Raw genomic sequence first — 12454 nt, forward strand, 5'->3', positions numbered from 1 at the left:
TAGTGTGAATCCAGGCTATCGCACGCCTTACATTACCGAGTGGAGCTTCGGTCTGCAGCAGGCCCTCACAAAGACGATCGTGTTTGAAACGACCTACTTCGGGTCCAAGGGGACGCGTCTACCACTCTCCATCAACCTGAACCAGATCAATGTCAACACACTTGCTCAGGRAGCCAGCACCAGCCAGGCAGGGCGCCCATTTGCGAATTTCTCAACAGTCAACAATCAAGACACCCGCTCCAACTCTGCATTCCACTCATGGCTAAACAGCCTGAAGAAGTCTTACTCTAACGGCGTTGCTTTTACCGTTGCGTATACATGGGCAAAGTCGATCGATGGCGGCGGCGGTATTGGATCCGGCTCTAACTCCTCAGGAAGCCCACAGGATATCTATAACCTACGGGCAGAGCGGGCGCTCTCAGACTTCAACGTGGCACATCGTCTTGTCTTCAGCCCAGTTGCCGAACTTCCATTCGGCCGGGGTAAGAAATGGCTCACAAATGGGGTTGGCTCTGCACTCGCTGGTGGCTGGCAACTCTCCGGCATATTCCAGTTCCAGACTGGACGCCCCTTCACCGTCAGCAATTCGAGTAGCAATAACAGTGGGTCATTCCAAAGTGCAGACCGGCCATTGTTGATTGGTGATCCCAACGCGGCGACCGATTCAGTTACTGGAGCGAAGACCCGCACCGTACAGGAGTGGTTCAATATTCATGCCTATCAATTGGCGCCGACGACTCGCTTCGGCAACGCTGGGCGCAACCAGGTGATTGGACCGAGATTCACTTCAGTCGACCTGACTCTTTCAAAGAACTTCCCTATCTACGAAAGGATCAACGGTCAGTTCCGTGCTGAGTCCTTCAATCTTCTCAACCACTCCAACTTTTTCAATCCTCTGTCTCAGGGATTACAGTTTCCGGGTACCACAACTGCCCCGACAGTCGCCTCTAATTACACCGGGACCTTTGGAGCGATCACGCAGGCATATGATCCTCGTGATCTCCAGTTCAGTTTGCGTGTCCTCTTCTAGAACGAAGAAAACTAGCTCTATTTTCGGAGAACGTCGAAGTGAAGCTGAAACTTAGCAGTCTGGCAATTCTTACCTTTCTGGCCGCGGGCATCAGCCCCGGCCAGAACTCTTTAACCCCGGAGAAGACAGCCCTTGCTCAGCACGTCGACAAGAATGCAAAGCTGGCCCAGGTGATGGTCGACACCGTCTTCTCTTACGGCGAACTTGGCTTCCAGGAGTTCGAGACATCGAAGTACTTGACCGGGATCCTTGAGAAAAATGGATTCAAAGTCGAGCGCGGCATCGCCAGTATTCCTACAGCGTGGATGGCAAGCTGGGGCTCCGGTAAGCCGGTGATCGCTCTCGGTTCCGATATTGACTGCATCCCTCAGGCCTCACAGAAGCCCGGTGTCGCCTGGCATGAACCACTGATTCCGGGAGCTCCAGGTCACGGTGAAGGTCATAACTCCGGTGTTCCCCTCAATATCCTCGCGGCGCTGGCGGTGAAGGAGCAGATGGAGAAGAACCATCTCTCCGGCACCATCAAAATCTGGCCTGGGGTCGCTGAAGAGCTTCTGGGTGCAAAAGCCTATTACGTCCGCGAAGGCTACTTTAAGGATGTTGACGCTGTTCTCTTCGCTCACGTCGGCACAAACCTGGGTGCTCGCTGGGGAGAAGGCGGACAGACCGGACTGATCTCACTTCAGTACAACTTCCATGGAGAGTCGGCTCATGCAGCGGCGGCTCCATGGCGCGGCAAGTCAGCCCTCGATGCAGTCGAGCTGATGGATGCCGGCTGGAACTTCCACCGTGAGCATCTCCGCCCTCAGCAGCGTTCGCACTACGTCATTACCAATGGCGGCGATCAGCCTAATGTGGTTCCGCAGTCGGCCGCAGTCTGGTATTACTTCCGCGAGCTGGACTATGACCACATCAAAGGTCTTTGGTCAGATGGCGACCGCATGGCCCAAGGCGCAGCTCTAATGACCCAGACCACCTGGGATGAAACCATCCTTGGCTCCGCATGGCCAGGACACTATAACAAACCGATAGCCGAGGATCTGAATGCCAATGCGACACAGATCGGACTACCGGTATGGTCCGCCGATGACCAGGCGCTCGCGAAAGCATTACAGCACGAAATCGGAGCTCCGGAGAGCGGTCTGGACACCGAGTTACATACACCGCGCCCCCCGTCGCCAACAGCGAGTTCAGAGAGCGGCCCGTCCGACGATATCGGCGATATCTCGTGGAACGTGCCGACCATCGTTCTCTCGTATCCAGCCAATATCCCCAACCTTCCAGGACATAACTGGGCCAACGCTATCGCCATGGCGACACCCATCGCGCACAAAGGCGTCGTTGCCGGCGCCAAGGTACAGGCCATGACGCTCTATGACCTGATGACCAAACCTGAGCTTGTAGCTGCGGCAAAGGACTACTTCACCAATGTCCAGACCAAGACGGTAAAGTACAAGTCGCTTGTTCGACCGGAGGACAAGCCCGCAACCTTTATGAACAAGGCCACAATGGAGAAGTATCGGGCAGAGATGCAGAAGTATTACTACGATGCGTCGAAGTATCCCACTTACCTCGATCAACTTGGCGTCAAGTACCCAACTCTTACAAAGCCCTCGGGCAAATAAAACTGACAACATAGCCTGCGGAGGTTATTTCCGCAGGCTGTTGCTTTCTCTATTCATAACGAAGCGATGTCATCGGTGTCACACGTGAGGCCTCTCGGGCCGGGTAGTAACCGAACAGGATTCCCACGGCCGCGGAGACGCCGAACGAAACTAAAATCGCGAGCGGGGAGATACTGGTCGACCAGGCAACCATCCTGGTAATGGAACCGGAAGCAAGCACTCCAAACAGAATGCCGAGTGCTCCTCCCGTAAGGCTTAGAGTCACCGCTTCCATCAGGAACTGCAACATTACCTCATCTGATCGTGCACCCACCGCGCGCCGGATGCCGATCTCCTTGGTGCGCTCGGTCACTGAGAGCAGCATGATATTCATGATGCCGATGCCGCCGACGATCAGCGAAACCGATGCGATGCTGGCCAGCAGTGCCGTCATGGTACGGCTGGCCCGGTCGAGGGTCTTACCCAACTGTTCCAGCGTCACTTTGTCGAGATTGGTTACATTCCCAGTGATGGCGCGTGCGATATCGGTTCGCATGCCTCCACGTGCCAGTGACTTGCGGGCCTGGCTGGAGACAACGAAGTCATCCGGATCTTCATGCGCCAATCCGTGACGCTGACGAAGGAGCGCTGCAATGTTCTTCGTCACGCGTGTGACATCACCGGTAGAGACCGTAGACACCGTGATCGAGTCGAGCCCCCGCTTGCCAAGCAGGTTCTGCCCTGTCGTTACCGGCAGATAGACGGCATCGAACTGATCGTCACCGACCGCAGCCGGCACCATCCAGCTACCGCTGCCAACGACTCCGACAACACGAAAACTTCCACCCAGGATCGCGACGTCCTTGCCTACCGGATTCACATCCCCGAAGAGCTTCTCTGCCACAATGCTTCCAAGCACGATTGCGTTCGCAGCATTTGCGATCTCACTCTTTGGGAAGAACCGACCCTCCGGAAAGATCCATGCCCTCCGGATCGAAGGCAGATCCTTCCCTTCTCCATGGATGCGTGTGTACCAGGTAGCATCACCGGCTTTGACGATTGCGTTCTCCGTAACGCCAGGCGAAACAAATTGAACACCAGTCAGATCGGCGATTGCGTCCGCATCGGAGAGGCTGAGACTGTCGGAAGCTCCGAGCCCTGCGGCATTCTCGCCTCCGTGCGCGATGTCCTGCTGCGGATTCGTTCCCGGCTGGTAGACCCTCATCAGCATGGCAGAAGACGACGGCTGCCAAGTCATTGTGGAGAAGCGGGCACGATAGCGGTCTGGAACATAGGCGGCTGGTTCCTCAGCTTCGCCCTGGCTCGTCCACTGCTGTTGCATCTTGTAGTTGCCGGCGCTGACGACGATCACGTTCATGCCCGCGGCACGGACCTGGTCTTGAATTGCAGCCTGCGCTCCGCTGCCCAGAGCAATCATGGTCAGCACGGTGGCTACGCCGATCGTCATGCCGACCATCGTAAGAATCGTCTGCAGCTTATTGCGCTGCAGCGCACGCCAGGCGATGGCCGTGCTCTTGCGGAGCGAGGTGAGGTCTGCCATACCGTCTTACTCGAAGCGCAGAGCGTCGATAGGGTTCAGCTTCGACGCTCGACGGGCCGGGTAGAAGCCAAAGAAGACGCCAGTGGCTGCGGCGATGCCAAACGCCAGGGCAACGGCGGTTGGCGATACCGTGGCATCCCACTGCAGCGTGTGTGTGATAGTGAACGAGGCAAGAAATCCAAGGATGATTCCGAGGACTCCACCCGCGAGGCCGAGAGTCACGGCCTCTACGAGGAACTGCATCAGGACATCGTAGGAACGCGCTCCAACCGCACGACGGATACCGATCTCCCGTGTCCGTTCCGTGACCGAGACAAGCATGATGTTCATGATGCCGATGCCGCCGACGATAAGTGAGATGGTGGCGATGGCGGCCAGCAAAGCTGTCATCGTCTGACCAGCACGGTTCAGAGTTCCGGACATCTCCTGCATGTTCACCTGGTCCATCTGCGGCATGTTGGCGAGGATGAAGGCGGCGACCGAAGTATTCAGTCCCTTGGTCAGGGCTTCCGAAGCCTGTGTCTTGACGGTGAAGTCATCCGGCGTTCCGCCGCTCATGGTAGCCCCTTGCAGCCCACCCAGGCCCAGGCCGGCAGAGGTTGAGGGTTTGGGTGCCGATTCGAGCTTGTGCCGTGATCGCAGCACCGGAACGATGTCTTTGGCCACGTCGGAAGCCTTACCTGCCTCTTCCGCCGAGATCATAATGTTCGATAGATAGTTGATGCCGAGCATCTTCTGCAGCTTGGTGTAGGGGATGACAGCCATCTGCGATTGCTCTTCGTCCGCCCTGCACCTGCGAGCGGATAGCCTCTGCGTCGTCAGCGATCAGGGTTGTCGCTGAGCCAAGGCCGGTTGCGATTTTGGACTCTTCTCCGCCGCGCGTAAAGTTGCCCGCACGGACATTGATGAGGGTCGTGCCGGCGGACTTTACATCCTTGGAGACGGACTGCTGCGCGCCAGTGCCAAGAGCGAACATCGTCAACACAGCGGCGACGCCGATGGTCATGCCCAGCATGGCAAGACCGGTCCGCAGCTTATTGGTCTTGAGAGCTTTGACCGCAATCCTGAAGCTTTTCCTGATCACCATTACTCAAACCTCAACGACGTCAAAGGTGCGACACGCGATGCTTCCCGCGCAGGGTAGTAGCCGAAGAAGATGCCGACAGCTGCGGAGATACCGAACGACAGCACGATCGATAGCGGCGAGATGCTGGTAGACCACTGCACGACATGCGAGATAGAGATTGCCGCCACGGTCCCAATCAGAATGCCCAGCAGACCGCCAACGACACTGAGTGTTACTGACTCGTAGATGAACTGCATCAGCACTTCCTTCTCACGTGCTCCGACCGCACGGCGGATACCGATCTCGCGGGTGCGCTCCGTGACCGAAAGCATCATGATGTTCATGATGCCGATGCCGCCAACAATCAACGACACGGTCGCGATGCTGGCCAGCAGGGCGGTCATCGTTTTGCTGGATTTGTCGAGCGTTTTTCCGAGCTGATCAAGCGTGACCTTTTCCAGACCACCGACATTTCCAGTGACAGCCTGCGCCACGTCCGGACGAAGACCGCCTTTGAGGAGCGCTTTACTTGCCTGGCTGGTCACAGTGAAATCATCGGGGCGGCTGGTATCGATACCGTGGCGCGAGCGCAACACGCTTGTAATCGTCTTTGCGACCCGCGTTACATCCCCTGTCGACTCGGTCGTCACCGTAATATCGTTGAGCTTCGAGAGATTGAGCAGGTTCTGCATCGTCGTCACCGGAATATAGACCGCGTCAAACTGGTCATCCCCGGCTTCGGGAGTCACCATCCAGTTCGCACTCGTTACCACGCCGATCACTTTGAACGGCTGCTTCCAGAGGGTAACGGTCTCGCCGACAGGACTCTTATCGCCAAAGAGCTTCTCCGCAACGATGCTTCCCAGAACGACAACCTGTTCCTTATTGCGCTGCTGTCTTTCACTGAAGAATCCGCCATGCGTGAATTTCCAGGACCTGCGGATCTCTGGCAGTGCACTGCCATCTCCATGCACGCGCGTGAACCAACGCGTATCGCCGCTGACAACGTGCACGTTTTCGTGAATGCCTTCGACCGCGTACTGCACGCCCTTGATCTTGCGGACAGCTTCGGCGTCATCGAGGGTCAGCGTCGCCGCAGCACCCAGGCCGGCCTCAGCGTCGCCAAGGCGCTGGCGTGAGGTTGGGTGATCATGAACTGCAAACGGATCGTCTTCGGGATGGAACATCGCGAGCTGCAGATGTGGCTGCATCTCAATCTCCGGATTGTGGAGACGCCCCATCTCGATGGCATCGTCCGGCGGACGCTCCCGCTGGGCCTGGTAATTGCCTGCGGTGACCAGCAGCATGTTCATGCCGGCTGCCTTGACCTGGTCCTGAATCGCCTTCTGCGCTCCACTGCCCAGAGCGATCATGGTCAACACCGTGGCCACACCGATGGTCATACCCAACATGGTCAAGGCGGTCTGCATCCGGTTACGGCGCAGCGCCTTCCACGCAATCACGAGCGCGTTGGGGACAACCACTACAGCACTCCTTCTGCTGGAACCGGCAGGCTCTCCAGTTCTCCGCTGGCGTGACGCCGGCTGTCGTTCGCTACGTCTGAAAGGATGTTGCCATCCTTGAAGGTAATGATGCGAGAGCCGTATGCGGCCACGTCCAGCTCGTGGGTGATGAGCACGATGGTGATGCCGCGCTCACGTTGCAGCGACTGGAAGATCTCCATCACTTCGATCGAGGTTTTGCTATCGAGGTTCCCGGTGGGCTCGTCGGCAAGCAGGATGGACGGATTGTTGAGCAACGCACGTGCAATCGCGACGCGCTGCTGCTGTCCGCCTGAAAGCTGATTGGTATGGTGGTCCCAACGGGATTCCAGACCGACAGACTCCAGCGCGGCCATGGCTCGCTTTCGGCGTTCCGTTGCGGAGACATTCCCGGTACCGTACAGCAGCGGGAGCTCCACATTTTCCAACGCCGAGGTGCGGGTAAGAAGATTGAACCCCTGAAAGACAAAGCCGATCTGCTTATTCCGGACGAGTGAGATCTCGTCATCGCTTAGACGGGAGACATCTCGGCCATCGAGAAAGTATTGACCGCTGCTCGGCTGGTCGAGACAGCCAAGGATATGCATCAGCGTCGATTTACCGGAACCGGACGGTCCAATCACGGAAACGAACTCGCCTGGATGGACGTCCAGCGAGATCGAGCGCAAAGCATGGACCTGATGCTCGCCGACGTGATAGGTCTTCGTCAGGCTACGAACGGAAATCACAGGATTCATGACGATGTCTCTTTCTGTGTATGGGCCTCCAGCAGCGCCCTGAAAGACGCTGCTGGAGGTCGTTACGTTGGTTGAGACTTACTTCGAGGCCGCAGAGGTCTTTGGCTTCGGTGGAACCGTCGTGATCTGAGAGTAGTAGTAAATGCTGGCGGCGACCAGTTTCTCGGCGCCAGCCATACCGTTATCCCACTTGGAACCTTCAACCGCATAGTACTCGTTGGCGGCGTGAGCACGTCCGCCCTGTCCACCGCGAGCGCCCATGCCCATCGGAATGGAGATGCTGCCGACCTTTTGACCGACCTCGCCGTCGGCGAAGAGGTACGACGGCCAGTAGCCACCGGTCGCCTCCGCCTGCGAAACACCCAGGGGCTTGTCTTCGCCCAGGAAGTTATAGTGCGATGCCATCATGAATGGGCCATTGCGATCGGCGGTGACGCCGAGTAATTCTCCTGCCTTCTTATGCGCGTTGGAGATATCGGTGTCAGGCGACGATCCGCGTGACCACGGCACATCGCCGATCAGTTTGATCTCTACGTCTTTGTAGCCGTTCTTATCCAGCTGGGCGCGTAGCTTCTTGATCAGATCCGGGCCGTTCATCTTCGGCACATAACGGAAGTTATGCTTCGAGGTGATCTTATTGGGCAGAATGGCGCCGGCACCGCCCGCGTACATATTGCCGCCCCAGATACCGTCGAGGTTGAAGCTGGTGCCGAAGCGGCCATCCTTCAGAACTTCGACCGGATCGTCGGACATATAGCGGGCAACCCCCTGGTTCTTCGCCATCTGCTCCAGGTTCATGTTTGCGGCGCGCTTCTTGAGCTCATCCATCTGTGCCGGAGTCGGCTTCTCCATGTTGTCAAAGAAGCCCTGGATCAGGGGCGTATTGCCATCAAGCGAGGTGAGCGAAGCTAGCATATGAATATGGCGCCATGCCGGTGAGTCGGTTGTACGCTTCATCACGCCGTGCACATCGCTGACTGTCGGGCCACGGCCCCACTTGGTGCCGCTGGTAGTGAGCTCGACGTAGACACAGCCCTCGGAGGGGCCGCCTGCATACAGAGCGTCCGCTTCCTTCAGCAGATCGGAGTGATCCTGGAAGAATTTGCGCAGACCGATATCCATGCGCTCTTCGTCACCCTCGGCGATAAAGATCAGGTTCACGGGCTGATGCCTACATCGATCACGCGGGTCGTCTGACAGCCGAGCTTATCGAAGAAACCCTTTACCATTTCGGCAGACTCCGGAATACCTTCGCCGGAATTCGAGATGGAAGGCTGCTGAATCCATTTCTGCAGGTTCTCGACGTGATCGTCGATATGAGCGTCGATATAGTCGAATACTTTCTTCAGCTCGGGCGGAGCTTTGCTCTCATCGGGCGCCGAGTTACTAGTGCCATTCGGATTGATTCCCAGCTTTGGCTTGCCGGTCGCCGACGACGTCTTGGTTTCTTTCTTGTTGCACGCTATCGGTCCTGCAAGCAGACCGATCAAACACACAGCCATCAACCTGGATCGCATGATCTTCGAAAACTCCCTGAAAGCAAATAGAGGTGCGCCTGCCTCGCGGCGACGCAAGTGAAAATCGTTTAGAGCGTTTTCCCCGTTGCTGGGTATCCCGGAAGAGCGTACAAAGGCGTTTTCATTGCGGAAAACGCCCAAAGGATGCGGAAGCCCTGCACTAGACCCACGAGGAAAACGTTCTATCGTTCTGGAGCGTGTACGACGGAACTACGGCCTTCTAAAGTGTTGATCCGGCTATCTAAGCCTGGGATTCTTCTTGAAAAACCCGAACGACTGACACCTGTGCCTGCCATGCGAGAACGGAAAGATGGCATGGAAAAATAACAGTAGCAGAGCTGTCTCTTGATGAAGCAAGCCTATGGTCAGAGGAGAAATCGTGTCAAGGAAAGTCGCCGATCCATTCATCCTTTCCGGGGTTTGTATGAGAGTCACTGTTGTTGCATTTCTTCTAGGCTTGGCAGTTTGTACCGCTTCGTCGCGAGCGGAGACGCTGAAGGGCGTGTCGGCCCTGCAAGGCGAAGCCGCGCAGATGGACGGCTACCTGAAAGCGACCTCTGTCGGCAGCCCACTTGAGCAGAAGCTCGACTTCTGGATGACACTGCCGAAGTCACAGGCGCCAATCAAGCAATATCAGGTGGAGATGACGCAGAAGCTTCATGTCGTTCTTGTCAGCGACGACTTCAAAACCTTCCTGCATATTCATCCGCAGATCTCACCTACCGGTCACTTCCTGATCACCCAGAAGTTTCCGCGTGCCGCGCTCTATCACGTCTATGCCGATGGAGAACCCAATAAACTGAATCACCAGGTCTTCCGGTTTGAACTGCCTATCGGCCAGACAGCGTCAGCCTCCCGCAAGCTTCCCTCGACGGGTATGGGAGTCCAGGTTGGCCCATACGAGGTGGACCTTTCCACGGTCCGGCTGCATGCTGGAAGGATGGAGATGATCGACGTCGAGATCCTGAGAGACGGTAAGCCGGCAAAGGACCTGCACCCGTACCTCGGAGTTCCGGCGCATGCGGTCTTTCTGAGTGACCGGGATCTGAGTTATGTTCATGTTCATCCAATGGCGATGGACGGCGACATGGATATGTCTAAACCGACACCGGAGATGCCGGACTCCACTTCATCTCCGGGAGAGCTCATGCTGCACGTCGCCATCAAGGAAGCCGGAACCTATAAGCTCTGGCTACAGTTCCGCGGCGCGGGCAACCAGCTCTACATCGCCGAATTCACTATGCTTGCCAGCTAACAGGAGAGAAATTAGTCGTGAATCTGAAAACATGTGTTCTCGGTCTCGCAATGACAGTGACAGCCTGTGCCCCCCTGGCCATGGCCCATGCCCATCCTAAGGTGATGCTGCCCGCTGCCGACTCTGCGGGGCCCGCTCCTGCGAAGGTCGTTGTTACTTTCTCGGAGCCTGTCGAAGCAAAATTTAGCTCGCTGGCGCTGACGGACGACAAGGGCTCGACGGTCGGTACAGAGAAGTCGGCAGGTGTTGCGGGAGATCCCAAGACACTGACGCTTGCGGTTCCCAAGCTGACACCCGGCGATTACCTGGTGCATTGGGTCTCCGTTGCTCCCGATGGACATAAAATGCAAGGCGAGTACAAGTTCACGGTGAAGTAGACGTGCTTTCTGAAGGACAACTGCTGGCGCTGCATGTGCTGGCAAACGGAGCAGCCGATGTGTCCTTCAGCCTTAGCTTGGGGGCCCTCGCCGCATTTACCTGGAAGACGCTTCCTGCCACGTATGACAGGAAGCTCTTTCTATTAATCGGACTGGCTGCCTTGCTGATAGCAGCCGTACAACCGGTACAACTGGTTGTATTAACGGCCGGTATGACGGGGGCTGCCAGCTTCGCCGAGCTCACGCCCCAGTTCCGCGATGTGCTCGCGACCCACGCCGGATGGATTCTGCTGCCACAGGCCATTGCTGCAGGGGTGACTGCTGCAGCTGCTCTGATTCCCTCTCCTCGACGGTTACGGCTGACATCGGTTGGAGTGTCTCTGCTTGCACTATCCTTCTTCCGAGCAGCGTCCGGCCATGCGGCTTCGGACGGAAATTACTCGCTGCGCGAACTGGCGCAGTGGATCCATCTGGTGGCCACCAGTGTGTGGGCGGGCGGCGTCATCGTGTCGGCCAGAGTTCTTGCTTCGTTTCGCGATACCAGGCTGCAGCATGCCAACGGCGAGCGGCTCTCCATGCAATCAGCAACAGCGATCGTGTTCATCTTGCTAAGCGGTATCTGGAACACCTGGCTCGGAGTCGACGGAGACATTCAGGGCGCCCTGCATACGCGATGGGCGTTACTGCTCGGCGTCAAGCTGTTGTTCGTTTTCGCGGCGCTCGCTCTTGGAGCGATAAATCGGCGAACCCTCCAGCAGCCGCCCACGGACCAAGCCATGCGCCGGCTCTGCGCAACCCTGCGTGTAGAGGCCGTGCTGATGCTGGTCATTCTGCTGCTTTCGGCATGGCTCGGAAGCGTTGCCCCGGCCGCGTGAGATTCCCCTATGTCCTTCTTTCCACAGCGATCTTGAATCTTTGCCGGAAGATAGACACAAGCTGCCCATCTTCTGCTACACTCAATCTTGTTGTTGGTTGATGACGGTCCCTCCTGAAGGAGTCCAGTTCAGAACCGGCCACTAGGATGAGAGTTGTCTGCGCCAGCATGATGCTCAAGTCTGAATCCCATCCAACTTGCAGTTGAAGCAAGCTGGGGACGTAGCTCAGTTGGTTAGAGCGCTGCCCTGTCACGGCAGAGGTCGCGGGTTCGAGCCCCGTCGTCCCCGCCATAAACCAAAGAAAAGAAAAGGTTTATGGCACAGTGACAAGATCAGTTGTGACCCGCGAGGGTGCTGAAGGGTGCTGAGAGTTTCCGGCACCTTTTTTGCTGCCCTCAAGACGCAAGGGCTCCCGTTGCGAGGGTGCTGGCGAGGGTGCTGAAATACGGCCTTTGCCGGCCTCAATCACCATCTCCATGACTTTATTGTTGGCCTCACGCTTAGTTGCGGAGATCGCTCGCGTGTAGATGTCGAGAGTGATCCGCGAGTTCGCGTGACGCAGGAGTTCCTGGGCTGTTTTCAGGTCGGCTCCAGCCGCTCTCAGGTTGGTCGCCAGAGAGTGTCGGAAGCTGTGCCATCCAATTCTCTTCCCAGTGATCTTCGCCCGGACGAGTGCAGGGCGAATGATCTTCTTCAGGATCATGTCGGGCGTCACAGGGGTTTTGCCCTCATTCCGAACGGATGGAAAGAGGAAGTCATCCTCCCCGTTGTACGGCGACTCCTTCCTCCAGGCGTCAAGGCATTCGATGACGGAAGGATGAAGTGGAACGGGTTTCCGGCTGGCCTCTGTCTTGGTATCGCCGAATCGGCCCCGCACACAGGAACGGAGAACATTCACCTGCATCAGCAGTGGATCGATGTCCCGCCATG

The 12454-nt window shown here is 57.1% G+C and carries 12 protein-coding genes, 1 tRNA gene and 1 pseudogene; 6 read left to right on the top strand and 8 right to left on the bottom strand.

The window, feature by feature from the left end; translation table 11 throughout:
* Both AB4043_RS14225 and AB4043_RS14230 read left to right on the top strand, forming a co-directional pair.
* Window positions 1–1030, top strand: a pseudogene (locus AB4043_RS14225) (hypothetical protein); the annotation flags it as partial.
* A gap of 38 nt (window positions 1031–1068) precedes the next feature.
* Entirely contained in the window at window positions 1069–2655 is a 1587-nt protein-coding gene (locus AB4043_RS14230; RefSeq protein ID WP_442299627.1) for an amidohydrolase, read from the top strand.
* A gap of 49 nt (window positions 2656–2704) precedes the next feature.
* On the opposite strand, the gene AB4043_RS14235 is transcribed toward AB4043_RS14230, so the two are convergent.
* The 7 genes from AB4043_RS14235 to AB4043_RS14265 form a co-directional block, all read right to left on the bottom strand.
* The gene (locus AB4043_RS14235) at window positions 2705–4195 is read right to left on the bottom strand and encodes an ABC transporter permease (protein WP_442299628.1); all 1491 of its coding nucleotides are present in this window, start codon (window positions 4193–4195) and stop codon (window positions 2705–2707) included.
* Window positions 4196–4201: 6 nt separating this feature from the next.
* A complete protein-coding gene (locus AB4043_RS14240) occupies window positions 4202–4960 on the bottom strand; it encodes an ABC transporter permease (protein WP_442307335.1) in 759 nt (252 codons plus the stop codon).
* Window positions 4872–5282: an ABC transporter permease gene (locus AB4043_RS14245; protein ID WP_442307336.1), complete on the bottom strand. Its 411-nt coding sequence runs from the start codon at window positions 5280–5282 to the stop codon at window positions 4872–4874. Before AB4043_RS14245 ends, AB4043_RS14240 begins: the two co-directional genes overlap by 89 nt.
* The gene (locus AB4043_RS14250; protein ID WP_442299630.1) at window positions 5282–6745 is read right to left on the bottom strand and encodes an ABC transporter permease; all 1464 of its coding nucleotides are present in this window, start codon (window positions 6743–6745) and stop codon (window positions 5282–5284) included. The genes AB4043_RS14245 and AB4043_RS14250 overlap by 1 nt, the downstream gene beginning before the upstream one ends.
* Window positions 6745–7500 carry an ABC transporter ATP-binding protein gene (locus AB4043_RS14255; protein ID WP_442299631.1) on the bottom strand — a complete coding sequence of 252 codons (756 nt, stop codon included), beginning with the start codon at window positions 7498–7500 and terminating at the stop codon, window positions 6745–6747. The genes AB4043_RS14250 and AB4043_RS14255 overlap by 1 nt, the downstream gene beginning before the upstream one ends.
* 78 nt (window positions 7501–7578) lie before the next feature.
* Window positions 7579–8661 carry a peptidase dimerization domain-containing protein gene (locus AB4043_RS14260; RefSeq protein ID WP_442307337.1) on the bottom strand — a complete coding sequence of 361 codons (1083 nt, stop codon included), beginning with the start codon at window positions 8659–8661 and terminating at the stop codon, window positions 7579–7581.
* Window positions 8658–9017 carry a hypothetical protein gene (locus AB4043_RS14265; protein ID WP_442307338.1) on the bottom strand — a complete coding sequence of 120 codons (360 nt, stop codon included), beginning with the start codon at window positions 9015–9017 and terminating at the stop codon, window positions 8658–8660. Before AB4043_RS14265 ends, AB4043_RS14260 begins: the two co-directional genes overlap by 4 nt.
* A gap of 379 nt (window positions 9018–9396) precedes the next feature.
* On the opposite strand from AB4043_RS14265, the gene AB4043_RS14270 reads away from it, so the two are divergent.
* The 4 genes from AB4043_RS14270 to AB4043_RS14285 all read left to right on the top strand — a co-directional run bounded on the left by AB4043_RS14270 (window position 9397) and on the right by AB4043_RS14285 (window position 11815).
* Window positions 9397–10272: a hypothetical protein gene (locus AB4043_RS14270; protein ID WP_442307339.1), complete on the top strand. Its 876-nt coding sequence runs from the start codon at window positions 9397–9399 to the stop codon at window positions 10270–10272.
* A 17-nt stretch (window positions 10273–10289) separates the two neighbouring features.
* Window positions 10290–10649 carry a copper resistance protein CopC gene (locus AB4043_RS14275; protein WP_442299634.1) on the top strand — a complete coding sequence of 120 codons (360 nt, stop codon included), beginning with the start codon at window positions 10290–10292 and terminating at the stop codon, window positions 10647–10649.
* Window positions 10650–10651: 2 nt separating this feature from the next.
* Window positions 10652–11524 carry a copper resistance D family protein gene (locus AB4043_RS14280; RefSeq protein WP_442299635.1) on the top strand — a complete coding sequence of 291 codons (873 nt, stop codon included), beginning with the start codon at window positions 10652–10654 and terminating at the stop codon, window positions 11522–11524.
* A 214-nt stretch (window positions 11525–11738) separates the two neighbouring features.
* Window positions 11739–11815 (top strand) — tRNA-Asp (locus AB4043_RS14285).
* Between the two features lie 22 nt (window positions 11816–11837).
* On the opposite strand, the gene AB4043_RS14290 is transcribed toward AB4043_RS14285, so the two are convergent.
* Window positions 11838–12454 (bottom strand): tyrosine-type recombinase/integrase (locus tag AB4043_RS14290; RefSeq protein ID WP_442307340.1); only part of this gene is annotated, 617 nt, incomplete at its 5' end.

This window comes from Terriglobus sp. YAF25, from assembly GCF_052113305.1.
In the GTDB taxonomy this organism is placed as follows: domain Bacteria; phylum Acidobacteriota; class Terriglobia; order Terriglobales; family Acidobacteriaceae; genus Terriglobus.

Bases quoted from the DNA above. Each gene is read 5' to 3' on its own strand.
- AB4043_RS14240 (WP_442307335.1), bottom strand. From the start codon at position 4,960: ATGGCTGTCATCCCCTACACCAAGCTGCAGAAGATGCTCGGCATCAAC.
- AB4043_RS14235 (WP_442299628.1), bottom strand. From the start codon at position 4,195: ATGGCAGACCTCACCTCGCTCCGCAAGAGCACGGCCATCGCCTGGCGT.
- AB4043_RS14265 (WP_442307338.1), bottom strand. From the start codon at position 9,017: ATGCGATCCAGGTTGATGGCTGTGTGTTTGATCGGTCTGCTTGCAGGA.
- AB4043_RS14245 (WP_442307336.1), bottom strand. From the start codon at position 5,282: ATGGTGATCAGGAAAAGCTTCAGGATTGCGGTCAAAGCTCTCAAGACC.
- AB4043_RS14255 (WP_442299631.1), bottom strand. From the start codon at position 7,500: ATGAATCCTGTGATTTCCGTTCGTAGCCTGACGAAGACCTATCACGTC.